16 protein-coding genes are annotated in these 15,902 nt (G+C 60.8%); 7 read left to right on the forward strand and 9 right to left on the reverse strand.

The genetic code is table 11. The features are described from left to right. Positions 1 to 4: 4 nt before the first annotated feature. The 4 genes from ACZRKZ_RS19445 to ACZRKZ_RS19460 all read right to left on the reverse strand — a co-directional run bounded on the left by ACZRKZ_RS19445 (position 5) and on the right by ACZRKZ_RS19460 (position 3,090). Positions 5 to 625, reverse strand: a complete 621-nt coding sequence (locus tag ACZRKZ_RS19445) for a 2-dehydro-3-deoxy-6-phosphogalactonate aldolase (RefSeq protein ID WP_463982464.1) — start codon at positions 623 to 625, stop codon at positions 5 to 7. 1 nt (position 626) lies between these two features. Further along, a complete protein-coding gene (locus tag ACZRKZ_RS19450) occupies positions 627 to 1,604 on the reverse strand; it encodes a 2-dehydro-3-deoxygalactonokinase (protein ID WP_463982465.1) in 978 nt (325 codons plus the stop codon). A gap of 177 nt (positions 1,605 to 1,781) precedes the next feature. Further along, on the reverse strand, positions 1,782 to 2,108 hold the full coding sequence (locus tag ACZRKZ_RS19455) for a DOPA 4,5-dioxygenase family protein (RefSeq protein ID WP_149412798.1): 327 nt from the start codon (positions 2,106 to 2,108) through the stop codon (positions 1,782 to 1,784). A gap of 31 nt (positions 2,109 to 2,139) precedes the next feature. Further along, positions 2,140 to 3,090 (reverse strand): choline sulfate utilization transcriptional regulator, encoded by a 951-nt coding sequence (locus ACZRKZ_RS19460; protein ID WP_463982466.1) that lies wholly within the window; start codon positions 3,088 to 3,090, stop codon positions 2,140 to 2,142. A 103-nt stretch (positions 3,091 to 3,193) separates the two neighbouring features. On the opposite strand from ACZRKZ_RS19460, the gene betC reads away from it, so the two are divergent. The 3 genes from betC to ACZRKZ_RS19475 all read left to right on the forward strand — a co-directional run bounded on the left by betC (position 3,194) and on the right by ACZRKZ_RS19475 (position 7,348). Beyond that, positions 3,194 to 4,708 carry a choline-sulfatase gene (gene betC, locus ACZRKZ_RS19465; RefSeq protein ID WP_463982467.1) on the forward strand — a complete coding sequence of 505 codons (1,515 nt, stop codon included), beginning with the start codon at positions 3,194 to 3,196 and terminating at the stop codon, positions 4,706 to 4,708. Between the two features lie 15 nt (positions 4,709 to 4,723). Continuing rightward, positions 4,724 to 5,659, forward strand: a complete 936-nt coding sequence (gene choX, locus ACZRKZ_RS19470) for a choline ABC transporter substrate-binding protein (protein ID WP_463982468.1) — start codon at positions 4,724 to 4,726, stop codon at positions 5,657 to 5,659. Between the two features lie 120 nt (positions 5,660 to 5,779). Then, positions 5,780 to 7,348: a SulP family inorganic anion transporter gene (locus ACZRKZ_RS19475; RefSeq protein ID WP_463982469.1), complete on the forward strand. Its 1,569-nt coding sequence runs from the start codon at positions 5,780 to 5,782 to the stop codon at positions 7,346 to 7,348. Positions 7,349 to 7,385: 37 nt separating this feature from the next. Here the strand turns inward: ACZRKZ_RS19475 and aroE are convergent, their stop codons facing one another. Together aroE and hemF are read right to left on the reverse strand one after the other, a co-directional pair. Further along, the gene (gene aroE, locus ACZRKZ_RS19480) at positions 7,386 to 8,210 is read right to left on the reverse strand and encodes a shikimate dehydrogenase (protein WP_463982470.1); all 825 of its coding nucleotides are present in this window, start codon (positions 8,208 to 8,210) and stop codon (positions 7,386 to 7,388) included. Further along, complete coding sequence (hemF, locus tag ACZRKZ_RS19485; protein WP_463982471.1) at positions 8,210 to 9,142, reverse strand: oxygen-dependent coproporphyrinogen oxidase; 933 nt, start codon at positions 9,140 to 9,142, stop codon at positions 8,210 to 8,212. Before hemF ends, aroE begins: the two co-directional genes overlap by 1 nt. 157 nt (positions 9,143 to 9,299) lie before the next feature. Here hemF and ACZRKZ_RS19490 point away from each other — a divergent pair, with 157 nt between their 5' ends. Then, positions 9,300 to 10,277, forward strand: coding sequence for an NADPH:quinone reductase (locus tag ACZRKZ_RS19490; RefSeq protein WP_463982472.1), 978 nt, complete (start codon positions 9,300 to 9,302; stop codon positions 10,275 to 10,277). A 76-nt stretch (positions 10,278 to 10,353) separates the two neighbouring features. On the opposite strand, the gene tsaC is transcribed toward ACZRKZ_RS19490, so the two are convergent. The 3 genes from tsaC to ACZRKZ_RS19505 all read right to left on the reverse strand — a co-directional run bounded on the left by tsaC (position 10,354) and on the right by ACZRKZ_RS19505 (position 12,925). Beyond that, complete coding sequence (gene tsaC / locus ACZRKZ_RS19495) at positions 10,354 to 10,911, reverse strand: L-threonylcarbamoyladenylate synthase type 1 TsaC (protein ID WP_463967498.1); 558 nt, start codon at positions 10,909 to 10,911, stop codon at positions 10,354 to 10,356. 54 nt (positions 10,912 to 10,965) lie between these two features. After that, positions 10,966 to 12,060 carry a DNA-processing protein DprA gene (gene dprA / locus ACZRKZ_RS19500; protein ID WP_463982473.1) on the reverse strand — a complete coding sequence of 365 codons (1,095 nt, stop codon included), beginning with the start codon at positions 12,058 to 12,060 and terminating at the stop codon, positions 10,966 to 10,968. 64 nt (positions 12,061 to 12,124) lie between these two features. Continuing rightward, positions 12,125 to 12,925: a peptidoglycan-binding protein gene (locus ACZRKZ_RS19505; RefSeq protein ID WP_463982474.1), complete on the reverse strand. Its 801-nt coding sequence runs from the start codon at positions 12,923 to 12,925 to the stop codon at positions 12,125 to 12,127. A 134-nt stretch (positions 12,926 to 13,059) separates the two neighbouring features. Between ACZRKZ_RS19505 and def the strand changes: the two genes are divergently transcribed. Genes def through rsmB form a run of 3 tightly spaced genes read left to right on the forward strand, consistent with a single transcriptional unit; the run spans position 13,060 to position 15,890 of the window. Continuing rightward, a complete protein-coding gene (def, locus tag ACZRKZ_RS19510; protein WP_149412811.1) occupies positions 13,060 to 13,566 on the forward strand; it encodes a peptide deformylase in 507 nt (168 codons plus the stop codon). A gap of 57 nt (positions 13,567 to 13,623) precedes the next feature. Continuing rightward, entirely contained in the window at positions 13,624 to 14,583 is a 960-nt protein-coding gene (gene fmt / locus ACZRKZ_RS19515; protein ID WP_463967501.1) for a methionyl-tRNA formyltransferase, read from the forward strand. After that, on the forward strand, positions 14,580 to 15,890 hold the full coding sequence (rsmB, locus tag ACZRKZ_RS19520; RefSeq protein ID WP_463967502.1) for a 16S rRNA (cytosine(967)-C(5))-methyltransferase RsmB: 1,311 nt from the start codon (positions 14,580 to 14,582) through the stop codon (positions 15,888 to 15,890). The genes fmt and rsmB overlap by 4 nt, the downstream gene beginning before the upstream one ends. Positions 15,891 to 15,902 lie beyond the last annotated feature (12 nt).

Below are 15,902 nucleotides of genomic sequence, written 5' to 3' on the forward strand. Positions count from 1 at the left end.
ACATTCAGTTCAAGGCGTTCCAGGCGGCGACATAAGCCTGGGCGCGGCTCGCTACCTGATCGACGGTCATACCCGGCTTGAACAGCCCCGAGCCCAGACCAAAGCCTTTGACCCCGGCCTCGACAAACACCTGCATGTTGTCCGGCGTGATCCCACCCACGGGCAACAACACCGTGCCCGCCGGCAATACTGCAAGCCAGGCCTTGATCACCGCCGGGCCCATTTGCTCGGCAGGGAACAGCTTCAACACATCCGCGCCTTCGGCCAACGCCGCAAAGGCCTCGGTCGGCGTGGCGACGCCGGGCGACAGATAAAGGCCCGCGGCTTTCGCTGCGCGCAGTACCTTCGCATCGCTGTGGGGCATGACGATCACCTGGCCGCCAGCGGCCTTGACCTGCTCCACCTGCTCAGGGGTCAGCACCGTACCGGCGCCGATCAGGCAATCGGCCGGCAGGGTGTCGCGCAGGATGCGGATGCTGGTGTAGGGATCTGGCGAGTTAAGCGGCACTTCAATGACCCGAAAACCGGCCTGGTACAGCACCTGACCGATAGCTGCTGCCTCATCCGGGCGCAGGCCCCGCAGGATCGCGATCAAACCGTTGTGTGTCAGTGCTTGCTTGAGCATGTCAGGCCTCCAGTACAGGTTGAACGGATGCAGGCAGCAGCCCTGCGGCGACTGCCAACTGCCAAAGGCCACGCTCGGTGGCCTCCTGTGCCAGCGTCACGCGGGGGAAGCCGCAGAGTTCGAGGGCACGCTGATAGCGGGCGCACAGTTGAGAGTTGCCCACCAGAACGATGTCCGGCCACCGAACGCGTAGCCCGGACAATTCGTGGCCGATCAGCAGCCCGGACAGATAGTCCGGTTGCTCGTCCGGCGCCAGTTCACCGGTCAACCCTAGGGTACGGGCGCTGAACAAGGTCGACAGCAAGCCCATCTGGCCGGCGGCCGACAACGCCACCTGTACGCCTCGATCAAAGGCGGCCGTCTGGAAGTGTTTTGACGGTTGTTGGGTGCGGCCCAGGATGCTGTGCTCGCTGAGCACGGCGAACAGTTCGCCAGTCATGAAGGTGTCAAAGTGGGTAATACAGCCACCCGCCACCTCGACCCATTTGGAATGACTGCCGGGCAGGCCGATCAACAGTTGGCTGTCGAGGCCGGCGGACAGGCTTTGCAGCACGCCGAGCACCTGGGTTTCTTCGCCGCGCATGACATTGGGCAAACTCGAACGCTGAATCACACCAGGCACGATATGCACATCGACACCCCGCAGGCTGCGCACCACCTGCAGTGCCTGGCCAAGGGTGGCGACATCGGCGGGTGTGTCGCGGTAGGCCGCTTCGCTCCAGCCCTGGGCGCTGCCGACCATGCCGCAAGCAATGACGGGAAGACCGGGCTGGGCATCGAGCCAGTCGCCGCAGGCCGCATCAAATGCCAGCTCGAAACCATCGGTACAGCGAATGCCGGCGATGACCCGAGGCTCGCTGGGCAAATGCATGATCCCCGACGCCTGGGCGCGTCGTTCGAGGACCAGGCCCCCTGGGCCGAGTTTGTAAGCACGAAGGGAGCTTGTTCCCCAATCGAGCGCGATCAATTGCGCCGGCATCGCTTCACCTGAAGTGTGTGGGTGCTGAAAAAGCAGATGAGCGAATATAAACCTAGGGGAGGCAAAATCTCAATATATAAATAACAGTCCCATATATTGGGAGGCGGCAAGCGAAATCCTACAACTCTTTGCGCTTTTACCGCGAGCAAAAAGGGGATTCACGTGACAAGAAGGTGGTTAAAAAATAGACAGATCCAAAGTACGCATCGCGCCCATCCAGATCGCGTACTCGGTGTGGTCTTTCAAGTCATCGCCGGTCTCGGGGTGCAAGAACACCACCAAGCCTTTGCGATTAAGCGCCAGCCATGGCAGGACTACGCCAATATATTCCGGATCGAATGCCAGCTGGCAGCTCCAGTCCGGGTGCGGGCCCACCGGGCGCTCATGCACGCGGCCCATGCGCAGCGGAAACAATTGCGCCGCTTCCTCACAGAGCTTGCGCGCCTGTGAGAGGGTACTGGCGTCGAAATAAATGTGGGCGTGGTAGCCCTTGATACGTTGCATGACGAATTCCGAACTCAATGATCGGCAGATCCTAGACCGCAATGGACGGCAGGGCCAGACCGGTCAGCGATTGCGCACTGCTGGCCTGCTCCGCCATTAGCCAGTCGACGAAACGCTCGATCAACTGGCCACGGCGTTTGCGCTGGGGCAGCACCACGTAATAACCAAAACGCGAAATCACCGTGTCGCCAATCGGCCGACACAACCACTTCTGCTCCAGCAAGTTATCCACAAGGTGTCGCCAACCGATGGCCACGCCCTGGCCGGCAATTGCCGCCTGAATCAGCAGGGTGTAATTATCGAAACGCAATTGCCCCGGTGTCGGCGCGGTGGTGATGCCCAACTCGCGGAACACGCCACTCCAGTCAAACCACTGGCTGTTGTTTTCCTGGCGCAGGTGCAGCAATGGGAATTCCAGCAGGCTTTGGGTGGGCAGCGGTAAGGCGCGGTCCTTGAGCAGCTGCGGGCTGCACACCGGAAACACTTGTTCATTGAACAGCCATAGGCTATCGCCTTGCTTGAAGCGACCGTCGCCAAACAGCACGGCCACATCGATATCGCTGCGCAAGGTGGCGTGATTGCGTTCGCTGGTGACCAGGCTGACATCCACTTGCGGGTTGGCTTCATGGAAACGGTGCAGGCGCGGCATCAGCCAGTAGGCAGCGAAGGCAAAGTCCGTCGCCACTTGCAGCACTTCGTGCTGGTCCTGCTGGGCGATGGCACTCAGGCCCTGGTTGATATTCTGCAAGCCCGCCTGCACTTGCTCGAACAGCAGAGCGCCAGCATCGGTGAGTTCGATACCCCGGTAGATGCGATCAAACAAGCGAACCGCCAGTTGTTCTTCCAGGCGCTTGATCTGCTGGCTGATGGCCGGCTGGGTGGTGCCCAGCTCCATCGCCGCTGCCGTAAAGCTGCGTTGGCGCGCCGCCGCTTCAAAGGCACGCAGCAGGTCCAGTGACAGGCTACCAAGGGATTCATACATAAGCGGTGCTTATCCTAGACATTGCTTTACATGGGCTTTACCACGTTTTCCATGGCCTGCATGCTCATTCGCATAAACATCGACTATGGAATGCCGCGAAACCATGAAGCGCAAGAACATTCTTTTCATCATGGCTGATCAAATGGCCGCACCGATGCTTCCGTTCTACGGTTCTTCGCCTATCAAATTGCCGAATCTGAGCCGCCTCGCCGCACAGGGCGTGGTGTTTGACGCTGCTTACTGCAATAGCCCGCTCTGCGCGCCGTCGCGTTTTACCTTGGTCAGCGGCCAACTGCCGAGCAAGATCGGCGCCTACGACAACGCGGCGGATTTCCCAGCTGACGTGCCGACTTATGCCCACTACCTGCGCCGCCTCGGCTACCGCACGGCCCTGTCCGGCAAGATGCATTTTTGCGGCCCCGACCAACTGCACGGCTATGAAGAACGCCTGACCAGCGACATCTACCCGGCCGACTATGGCTGGGCGGTGAACTGGGATGAGCCAGACGTGCGGCCGACCTGGTACCACAATATGGCCTCGGTACTGCAAGCTGGGCCTTGCGTGCGCACCAATCAGCTGGATTTCGATGAAGAGGTGGTGTTCAAGGCCCAGCAGTATCTGTTCGACCATATCCGCGAGGATGGCGACCAGCCGTTCTGCCTCACTGTTTCCATGACGCACCCGCACGACCCGTACACCATTCCCAAGCCGTTCTGGGACCTGTACGACGACAACGACATTGCGTTGCCCACAACGCCACCCCAGGGCGATCTCGACCCTCACTCCCAGCGTCTGCTCAAGGTTTACGACCTGTGGGACAAGCCACTGCCGGTGGACAAGATCCGCGATGCGCGCCGAGCTTACTTCGGCGCCTGCAGCTACATCGACAGCAACGTCGGCAAGCTGCTGCAAACTCTGGAAGACACGGGCCTTGCCGACGACACCATCATCATCTTCTCCGGCGACCACGGCGACATGCTCGGCGAGCGTGGGCTCTGGTACAAAATGCACTGGTTTGAAATGGCCGCCCGGGTGCCACTGCTGGTCAGTGCGCCGGGGCAATTCAAGGCCGGCCGTGTGAGTGCGGCGGTATCGACCGCCGACCTGTTGCCGACCCTGGTGGAACTGGCTGGCGGCGAGCTTGACGCCCGTCTGCCACTGGACGGTCGCTCACTGGTCTCGCACTTGCTAGGGCAGGGCGGGCATGACGAAGTGTTCGGCGAATATATGGCCGAAGGCACCATCAGCCCATTGATGATGATCCGCCGTGGTGCCTACAAATTCATCTACAGCGAAGACGATCCCTGCCTATTGTTCGATGTGCACAACGACCCGCGCGAACAGGAAGAACTCAGCCACTCACCAGTGCATCGGCCGCTGTTCGACGCTTTCCTGGCCGAAGCACGGGCTAAATGGGACATCCCGGCGATCCACCAGCAGGTGCTCGCCAGTCAACGCCGTCGCCGCTTGGTGAGCGAGGCGCTAGCCCAGGGCAAGCTGAAGAGCTGGGATCACCAGCCACTGGTGGACGCCAGTCAGCAATACATGCGCAACCACATCGACCTGGACGATCTGGAGCGCAAGGCACGTTATCCACAACCCTGCCAAAACCAATAAAACCTAGGGGAAGCCATGCAAAAGTTATCCACACTCCGGTTATCAAAAGCATTGGGCGTCGGGCTACTGGCGTTGAGCAGTGCCAGCGCGTATGCCGAGCAAAGTTGCGAGACAGTGAAGATGGCCGATCCGGGCTGGAGCGATATTGCGGCCACCAATGCCATTACCGGTTTTTTGCTGACCGGCATGGGCTACAAGGCCAAGGTCGATACCCTGGCGGTGCCGATCACCTTTGGCGGGCTCAAGGACGGCCAGGTGGATGTGTTCCTGGGTAACTGGATGCCGGCGCAGCAGGGTTTCTATGACAAGTTCGTCGCCAATGGCGATGTGGTGCAACTGGCGAAGAACCTCGCCGGCACCGAGTTCACCCTCGCCGTGCCGGATTATGTGTGGGACGCCGGGGTGCATGATTTTGCCGATTTGAATAAATTTTCAGAAAAGTTCGACAAGAAAATCTACGGCATCGGTTCGGGTGCGCCAGCGAACATCTCGCTGCAAGAGATCATCAAGAAGGATGACTTCAACCTCGGCCAGTGGAAACTGATCGAATCCAGCGAACAGGCGATGCTTGCCGAAGTATCTCGGGCGGTAAAAAAACAGCGCTTCGTTACCTTCCTCGGCTGGACCCCGCACCCGATGAATGTGCAGTTGAAAATGCATTACCTCAAGGGCGGCGAAAAGTACTTTGGCGATACGGGCAGCGTCTATACGCTGACCCGCAAGGGGTATGCGCAGGCCTGCCCCAACGTCGGCAAGCTGTTGACCAACCTGAGTTTTACCCAGGAGATGGAGAACAGCATCATGGCTGAGGTGGTGAACAACAAAGTCAGTAATGCTGGTGCGGCGAAGGCGTGGATCAAGGCCAATCCGGCGGTTTTGGATAAGTGGCTGGAAGGGGTCAAGACCTTGGATGGCCAGGACGCGCTGGCCGCCATTAAAGCCAAGCTCTAACGACCCAGGCTGCGTCTACGGTGTGTCAGATACACCGCAAACGCAGCCTCGCCTGGGCTCGACTGCTGCTACGCATAGCCAACTGATACCCTGACCCAAACCTTTTAACCCGAGCCCGCCATGCCTTGGCCCAACCGCCATAAACTCTTTCCCTTCCTGAGCTGGCTCCCCCGCCAAACCCGCGCCAGCGTCGGGCGGGACGCTATCGTCGGCTTGAGTGGCGCGGTTCTGGCATTGCCGCAATCCATTGCCTACGCGCTGATCGCCGGCCTCCCACCGGAATACGGGCTTTACGCCGCGATCATTCCGGTGCTGATCGCCTGCCTCTGGGGCTCATCCTGGCATTTGATCTGCGGCCCGACAGCAGCGATTTCCATCGTGCTGTATGCCAGTGTCAGCCCGCTGGCCGTGCCCGGTTCCCAGGACTACATCACCCTGATTCTGCTGCTGACGTTTCTGGCTGGCGTGTTCCAGTGGTTGCTCGGCATGTTGCGCTTTGGCGCCCTCGTCAATTTCGTTTCCCATTCGGTGGTGCTCGGTTTCACCCTGGGCGCCGCAGTGGTAATCGCCCTCGGCCAGTTGCCCAACCTGCTGGGCCTGGACCTGCCGAGCCAAGCCACCGCAATGAACAGCCTGCTGTCGCTGATCAACCACGCCGGGGACTGGGATCATTCGTCGCTGCTCTTGGGGTTGGGCACCCTAGTGGTGGGCGTACTGCTCAAATACCTGCTGCCGCGTTGGCCGACGCTGTTGATCACCTTGGCACTGGGCACGCTGGTGGCGTGGCTGTGGCCGGCGCTGTTCGGTCATGTTGCGCGGGTCAGTTCGTTTATTGGCCAACTGCCGCCGTTTAGCCCGTTGCCACTGGATCTGGACACGATCCTGCGCCTGCTGCCCAGTGCCGTGGCGGTGGGCATGCTGGGGCTGGTGACGAGCCTGTCGATTGCCCGCTCGTTGTCGGCCCGTTCGCAGCAATTGCTCGATGCCAATCAGGAAGTACGCGCCCAGGGACTGTCGAACATCGCAGGAGGATTTTTCTCAGGCTATTTGTCGGCCGGTTCCTTCACCCGGTCGGGGCTTAGTTACGAGGCGGGCGCACGCTCACCGCTGGCGGGAGTATTTTCGGCGCTGTGGGTGGCGCTGTTCGCCGTGTTCGGCGCGGCGCTGATCGCGCATATCCCGATCCCGAGCATGGCCGCCAGCATCCTGCTGATTTCCTGGGGGCTGGTGGATCATCGGGGCATTCGTGCGTTGTTCCGGGTCAGTCATGCCGAGTTTTTGGTGATGAGCCTGACGTGCGTTGCCACACTGTTGCTGGAGTTGCAAACGGCGATCTACGCCGGGGTGCTGGCGTCGCTGTTTTTCTACCTCAAGCGGACTTCGCAGCCACGGGTGCAACAGTGGCGTGACGGTGACGATGATGTACTGCGGGTCGGCGGGTCGATCTTTTTTGGCGCTAGCCATTACCTGCAGGTTCGACTGCAACGCTTGCACGGCGAACGGGTGGTGATCGAGGCGCAGCAGATTAACTTTATCGACTATTCCGGGGTGGAAATGCTGCACCAGGAAGCACGGCGATTGAGGGATTTGGGGCGTAGCCTGACGTTGCGCCGGGCCAGGCCGCAGGTGGTGGAAGAATTGAAAAAGCTGGAAGGGGCGGATAAGTGCCCCATCAACTTTGAAGATTGAATACCGCCCACTGTAGGAGCGAGGGGACGCCTAGTTCCTACAAAAGGGCCAACTGCCGGCGCAACTCAGCCAGCACCGGTGCCGAATCCGGCCGCACGCCGCGCCACAGCAAGAAGGCTTCCGCCGCCTGTTCCACCAGCATGCCTAAACCATCCATCGCTACCGCTGCGCCGTTTTCACTGGCCCAGCGGCAGAACGCGGTAGGTTCCTTGGCGTACATCATGTCGTAGCAAAAAGTCTTACCGGGTTCGATCAAGCTGCTGGCAATCGGCGGCACATCCCCTGACAGGCTGGCGGACGTGGCGTTGATGATCAGGTCCACGGATTCGCGCAACCAGTCAAAACCACTCGCGGAAACCGGACCAAGGTCGTCGAACAGTCCAGCCAGCAATTCGGCCTTTTCCACAGTGCGGTTGGCGATGATCAGCGACGCCGGCTGCTGCGCCAGCAATGGCTCCAGCGCTCCGCGCACCGCTCCGCCCGCGCCAAGCAGCAGTATGCGTTTGCCTTGCAGGCTGAACCCGGCATTGACTGTCAGGTCTCGCACCAGCCCGGCGCCATCGGTGTTGTCTCCCAGCAGGCTGCCATCGGCCAACTTGCTCAGGGTATTCACCGCTCCGGCACGCAGGGCACGTTCGGTCAGGGTGTTGGCCAGGCGATAGGCTTGTTCCTTGAACGGCACAGTGACGTTGGCGCCACGGCCCTCAAGAAAAAATGCCTTGGCGCTGCCGGTAAAGTCGTCCAGCGGCGCCAGCAAGGTGCTGTAGTCCAGTTGCTCGCCGGTCTGTTGGGCAAACAGACGATGGATCAGCGGCGACTTGCTGTGGCCGATGGGGTTACCAAACACAACGTAGCGATCCATCAGATCGCTGCCTTGGGCGCAGCAATGCCCAACCAATCGCGGTCTTGCAGGAAGTAATCGGTCAAACGCGCCTCGATGCTGCCCGGCGCGGCTTTCCAGTCATAGCTCCAGCGCACTTGCGGCGGCAGGGACATCAGGATCGACTCGGTACGCCCGCCCGATTGCAGGCCAAACAGGGTGCCACGGTCATACACCAGATTGAATTCAACGTAGCGCCCGCGGCGAAACTCCTGGAATTCACGCTGCTGCTCGGTATAGGCCAGGGTCTGGCGACGCTGGACGATGGGCAGGTAAGCGTCGATGTAGGCATCGCCGATGGCGCGCATGAAGGCGAAGCTGGTGTCGAAGTCCCACTCGTTCAAATCATCGAAGAACAAACCACCGATGCCTCGGGGTTCGTTGCGGTGCTTGATGTGGAAATAGCTGTCGCACCAGGCCTTGTAGCGCGAATACACGTCCGGCCCGAATGGCGCACAGGCCTGTTCGGCAACCCGGTGCCAGTGGATGCAATCTTCTTCGTTACCGTAGTAAGGCGTCAGGTCGAAGCCGCCACCGAACCACCACACGGCGTCTTCACCTTCTTTTTCGGCGATAAAAAACCGCACATTGGCGTGGGACGTCGGCACATGAGGGTTGTGAGGATGGATCACCAGGGACACGCCCAGGGCTTCAAATCCACGACCGGCCAGTTCCGGGCGATGGGCGCTGGCGGACGGTGGGAGGTTGGCGCCAAATACGTGGGAAAAGTTTACGCCGCCTTTTTCGATCACCGAACCGTTCTCGATCACTCGCGTGCGACCGCCGCCGCCGGCAGGCCGGGTCCAGGTGTCTTCGATAAAGCGAGTGTCGGCCTCGAAGGTTTCCAGGGCGCTGCAAATGCGGTCTTGCAGGTCGAGCAGGTAGGCTTTAACAGCCTCGGTGCGGGTAGTCATGGCATCACCTTGAATCGGGCAAAGCTACTCGAAGCCGTGGGGCGTCGGCGGCAAATGGGCACACAGGATACCACCCCACCGGGAACAGCCACAGTTGACGAAGTTCAAGCTTAGGAGTCCGATAGGCCTTCGCGAAACCGACTAGAGGACAGTGCAGATGGCCAAACGTATCCAGTTCAGTGCCCATGGCGGCCCCGAAGTACTTGAGTATGTCGACTACACCCCGGCAGAACCCGGCCCGCTGCAAGTTCGTGTGAGCAACAAGGCCATTGGCCTGAACTTTATCGACACGTATTTGCGCAGCGGCCTCTATGTGCCACCAGCCTTGCCATCGGGCCTGGGCGCGGAAGGCGCCGGGGTGGTCGATGCGGTCGGCAACGAAGTCACTCAGTTCAAGGTCGGCGATCGTGTGGCCTATGGCAGCGGTCCGTTGGGCGCCTATAGCGAATTGCACGTGCTGCCTGCCGCCAACCTTATTCATCTGCCGGACGACATCAGCTTCGAACAGGCCGCCGGCGCCATGCTCAAGGGCCTGACCGTGCAGTACCTGCTACGCCAGACCTATGACTTGAAAGGTGGCGAAACCATTCTGTTCCACGCCGCTGCTGGCGGCGTCGGCTCCCTGGCCTGCCAATGGGCCAAAGCCCTGGGCGTGAAGCTGATCGGAACCGTCAGTTCGCCGGAAAAAGCCGCCCTGGCCAAATCCCTCGGTGCCTGGGAAACCATCGACTACAGCAAGGAAAACGTCGCACAGCGAGTGCTGGAGTTAACCGACGGCAAGAAATGCCCAGTGGTGTACGACGGTGTCGGCAAAGACACCTGGCTGACGTCCCTGGACAGTGTGGCGCCACGGGGTTTGGTGGTGAGTTTCGGCAATGCATCGGGCGCGGTAGACGGGGTCAACCTGGGGATTCTCGCAGCCAAGGGCTCGCTGTACGTAACCCGGCCGACCCTGGCGACCTACGCCAGCAATCCCAAGGATTTGCAGGCCATGGCCGATGATCTGTTTTCGATGATCAAGAGCGGCAAGGTGCGCATTGATATCAACCAGCGCTATTCGCTGGCCGAAGCGGCGAAGGCCCAGACGGAGTTATCGGCGCGGCGTACTACGGGGTCGACGATTTTGTTGCCGTAAGGATTTAGGTCTCTGGGGCCTATGAGGGCCTCATTGCGGCCAGCGCGGGCTTGCCCGCGATGGCCGCAACTCGGTCTTACGAAGGCCGCACCACCTCACCACTCGCCAGGTCGCGGATCAGGCTCGGATTCTTGCGCCCTCCCAAGTTACCGCCCAACACCACATCCACCTGCCCACGGAAATACTGCTCCACGCGAATCCGCGTGCGCGCCGCCGGGCGGCCCTGAGGGTTGGCCGAGGTGGAGATCAACGGCCCCACCAGCGAACACAAATCCCGCACCAGCGGATGATCGCTAACCCGCAACGCCACCGTGTCATGCACACCGGTAATCCACTCGGGCAACAAGTCCTGATGAGGCACCAACCAGGTATTGGGCCCCGGCCAGGTGCTGGCCATGCGGTCTATCCACAGGTCCGGGAAGTCCTCGAAGAGAAAATCGAACTGCCGGATATTGTCGGCAATCAGGATCAGGCCCTTATCCACAGACCGGCCTTTGATCGCCAGCAAACGATCCACAGCCTCCTCGTTCCATGGGTCGCAGCCCAGGCCCCACACCGCCTCGGTTGGATAGGCAATCACCGCGCCTGCGCGAATTTCTCGTGCGGCTTCTTGCACACGCCACCTGTTGACCATTGCTCACTCTCCGGACTAAAGCTCTGCGCAGTTTACCGATCTTCGTTACAAAACCTAACTGCGCGCAAGCCAGCGACCGCTTTCGCAGATCACCCGGCCTTCCAGCTCCAGTTCCGTAAGGGTTGCCAGCACCCGGGACAAGGCCAGGCCGCTGGCAATCGCCAAGGCTTCGCTGGTGTGGGGCGCGGCGTGCAGCAGCGCCACCAGCGGGTGAACAACAGGGATCGGCGCCGGGCGTGACAGTGCTTGCCAGCCGCGCAGGCCTTCAAGGATATGTTCGACGGTTTCCACCAGTGTTGCACCATCACGAATCAACTGATGGCAGCCCTTGGCCCCCGGATGATGGATAGAACCGGGAATCGCATACACTTCGCGCCCTTGCTCCGCCGCCAACCGTGCGGTGATCAGCGAACCGCTGGCCATCCCGGCCTCCACCACCAGCACACCAAGGGACAGGCCACTGATAATCCGGTTGCGCCGTGGAAAGTTACCGGCCTGGGGCGGAGCGTCCAACGGAAATTCGGAAACCACGGCACTGCCTTGGGCAATCATCGCCTCGGCCAAGCGTCGGTGGCGCTGTGGATAAAAATTTTCCAGCCCGGTGCCCAGCACGCCGATTGTATGCCCCCCAACATCCAAAGCCGCCTGGTGAGCGGCGCCGTCGATGCCCAGGGCAAGGCCACTGGTAATGACAAAACCGGCACTCGCCAGGCTGCGGGAAAACGCGGCGGCGGTGTCCATTCCTGGCCTGGAGGCACGGCGGCTGCCGACCATCGCCAGCTGTGGCTTTTCCAGAATGCCCGGGTCGCCGGCGACGAATAATAGCGGTGGCGCGTCATCCAATTCTGCGAGCAGCGCCGGGTAGTCGGGATGGTCCCACATCAGCAAATGCTGGGCCGGACGCTCTAGCCAGGTCAATGCCGCGCTGGCGCCGTCACGCACTTCCTCGCTGCGCCGAGCATCGGCGCTAGCCGCCTTGAGGCCCAGGGAGCGCCAGGCACTGGCCGGTGCACTGATGGCTTTTGATGCCGAACCAAACGCCTCGATGAGTTTTCGAAAACCCCTGGGGCCCAGTTCCGGCAGCCTGTGCAAGCGTAGTCGAGCTTCCAGTTCTGCCGGTGAAACTTCGCGGTTATTCGTCGGTAACATTTGATCATCCTTGATCATGAACAAGCTGTGGATAACTCTGTTGGTAACTTATTTAGCAGACTAATTATTGCACCGCGCCAGGACTCTGAAATCGGTCCATCACAGCCAGTGAGCGCGACGCGCTGAGGACCAAGCCGTAACTGAGCTTTTCATAGGTGCGAAACACCAGAAGAGTCCCGACGCGCTCGTCGGGAATCTTCACCGGTGTGCCTGTAACCCTGTCACGGACGGTTTCTCCGGTTTTCGTCACGGCCAGCAAATGACCTTGCGCCAGACCGTCGCGACGCCCCTTGTTCAGAATGACCGTATCAAACACCCCAATCTGCGTGACGCCACGGGGAACATCGATAATTTGTCCTGCAATGGCGTGAGTAGGCGCGTAAGCCAGCAAATTAGACATAACTTCGGGTAGTTGAGTGCTGAGCAGACGATCCCCCGGTCGTACCTCCTGGGTGACCCGTTGCACAGCCAGGGTGGTGACATCACCCACCATCACCACGCGGGCAGTGCCGATATCGTCAGCGTTGATCCCCAGCAGCTCCTGGCTGTCGGGATCGGTAAAGACCTTGCCCTGGCGGAAGATGCCATAGCTGGGCTGCGCAGGGTCCAGGGCGCCCCGGGCATAAATGCGTTCGCCGTTGGCGCCCAGCACACGCCCGGCCTGCGCCCCGACAATGTAAGGCGCGCTGTCCAACTCCTGCGACGTATCGAGGATGCGGTCATGCAGTAAAAAACGCTGGATAGCTTTCAGCGTCTCGCTGCCCAGCGGTTGCGGGTGTTGTGGGTAATTACCGATGGACGGGGCCTGTATATTGGCCGTGACGGCCTGTGCCCACACCAGCAAGACGAGTAGCGATTTCCTCATGGGGTGAATCTCCTTTATTATGTACGTTCGCGTGAAACGCTAGGGCCTTCGCGGCTTTGCAGCGTTTACACCGGCAACCTGGGTCCATCCCGGTGCCGACTTGCCTTTACCTCACATGTGCAGCAATTACGCTTATGGCTATTTTGAACATCCTCGAATTCCCGGACTCGCGCCTGCGCACTATCGCCAAACCGGTGGCCGTAGTGGACGACGAAGTTCGTCAGTTGGTCGATGACATGTTTGAAACAATGTATGAAGCTCCGGGCATCGGCCTCGCCGCGACCCAGGTCAACGTGCACCTGCGCGTCGTGGTTATGGACCTGTCCGAAGATCGCAGCGAACCGATGGTGTTTATCAACCCAGAGTTCGAAACCCTGACCGACGAAATGGGCCAGTACCAGGAAGGCTGCCTGTCGGTGCCTGACTTCTACGAGAACGTCGATCGTCCGCAGCGCGTCAAGATCAAGGCCCTGGACCCTAACGGCAAGCCGTTCGAGCTGATTGCCGAAGGCCTGCTGGCGGTGTGTATCCAGCATGAGTGCGATCACCTCAACGGCAAACTGTTCGTCGATTACCTGTCCACGCTTAAACGCGACCGGATCAAGAAGAAGCTGGAAAAGAAGCATCGCCAGCAAGCTTGATTCCCCTCTTTCAAAGGCTTGCTGCGGCAAGCCTTTTTCTTTTGTGAGATGTTTCCCATGACCGAGCCACTGCGCATCGTTTTTGCCGGCACCCCCGAATTCGCCGCCGAACACCTCAAGGCCCTGCTCGCCAGCCCCTATGAGATCGTGGCGGTGTACACCCAACCGGATCGCCCGGCCGGTCGCGGGCAAAAACTGATGCCCAGCCCGGTCAAGCAACTGGCACTTGAGAACAACATCGTCGTGCTGCAACCGCCAACCCTGCGTAACGCCGACGCCCAGGCCGAATTGGCTGCACTGAAACCGGATTTGCTGGTGGTGGTGGCCTACGGTTTGATCCTGCCGCAAGTGGTGCTGGATATCCCTCGCTTGGGTTGCATCAACAGCCATGCTTCGCTGCTGCCGCGCTGGCGTGGAGCGGCGCCCATCCAGCGCGCGGTGCAAGCCGGTGATGCCGAGAGCGGCGTGACCGTGATGCGCATGGAAGCGGGCCTGGACACTGGGCCGATGCTGCTGAAAGTCACCACGCCGATCAGCAATGAAGACACCGGTGGCAGCCTCCACGACCGCCTGGCCGAGATGGGCCCTGCGGCCGTCGTCCAGGCCATCGCCGGTTTGGCAGCGGGCATGTTGGAGGGCCAAGTGCAGGACGATAGCCTCGCCACCTACGCCCACAAACTGAACAAGGACGAAGCCCGCATCGACTGGAGCCTCCCGGCAGTGGAGTTGGAGCGCCTGGTTCGCGCCTTCAACCCATGGCCGGTTTGCCACAGCACCCTCAATGGCGAAGCCTTGAAAGTCCTCGCCTCTACCCTGGCCGAAGGCAAGGGCACGCCGGGCGAAATCATTGGCGCCAGCAAAGACGGCCTGCTGGTGGCCTGCGGCGAGCAGGCGCTGTGTCTGACCCGTCTGCAATTGCCCGGTGGCAAGGCGCTGAACTTCAGCGATTTGTTCAACAGCCGTCGTGAGAAATTTGCAGCCGGCATCGTCCTGGGCCTTGCGGTGGACGCCCAATGAACCCGCGTCTGGCCGCCGCCAAGGCCCTGGCCGCCGTGCTCAACGGCAAGGCTTCCCTCAACAGTTCGTTGCCGATCCAGCTGGATAAAGTCGAAGACCGTGATCGCGGCTTCACCCAGGACCTGGCCTTCGGTACCGCTCGCTGGCAGCCGCGATTGTCGGCGTTAGCGGCCAAGTTGCTGCAAAAGCCGTTCAAGGCTGCGGATGCCGATGTCGAGGCGCTGCTGCTGGTTGGCCTCTATCAACTGCTTTACACCCGAGTGCCACCCCACGCCGCCATCGGTGAAACCGTCGGTTGCGCCGACAAACTGAAAAAAACCTGGGCCAAGGCCCTGCTCAACGCCGTGCTGCGCCGCGCCCAACGGGAAAGCGAAGCGCTGCTGGCCGAGCTGGAACATGACCCGGTGGTGCGCACCGCCCACCCGCGCTGGCTGCAAAAATCCCTGAAAGCCTTCTGGCCTGAGCAATGGGAGGCCATCTGCGCCGCCAACAATGCTCATCCTCCGATGATTTTGCGGGTCAATCGGCGCCATAAAAGCCGCGACGCTTACCTTGCATTACTGAGCGAGGCAGGCATTGCCGCCACCGCCTGCGTCTACAGCCAGGACGGTATCGTCCTTACTGAACCTGGCGATGTGCGTAATCTGCCAGGCTTCGCCGAGGGCTGGATCAGCGTGCAAGACGAAGCCGCACAACTGGCCGCAGGCCTCCTGGACCTGGCGCCTGGTCAACGGGTTCTGGACGCCTGCTGCGCACCGGGTGGCAAGACTTGCCACATCATGGAAGTCGAGCCTGGCCTGGCCGGCGTAGTGGCGGTGGACCTGGAAGCCAAGCGCCTGGTACGGGTGCGGGAAAACCTTGCGCGCCTTGGCCTGAGCGCCGAACTGATCGCCGCCGACGGCCGCGACACCGCCACTTGGTGGGACGGCAAGCCGTTCCAGCGCATCCTGCTGGATGCACCGTGTTCGGCCACCGGGGTGATTCGCCGCCACCCGGATATCAAGCTGACCCGCCAGCCCGAAGACATCGCCGCCCTGGCCGTATTGCAAGGTGAGTTGCTCGATGCCCTGTGGCCAACCCTGGAAGTGGGCGGCATCTTGCTCTACGCCACCTGCTCCACCCTGCCCACCGAGAACACCGAAGTGATCGAAGCCTTCCTCGCTCGCACCAGCGGCGCGCGGGAGTTGGACCTCGACATCCAGGCTGGGATCAAGCAGCCTCATGGCCGCCAGCTACTGGCCCAAGAGGGCGGCCACGACGGCTTCTACTACGCCAAACTGATCAAGATTGCCGCCGCACGCGGCTGAAATAGTTTTAAA

The sequence above is a fragment of the Pseudomonas sp. c313 genome (assembly GCF_055407145.1).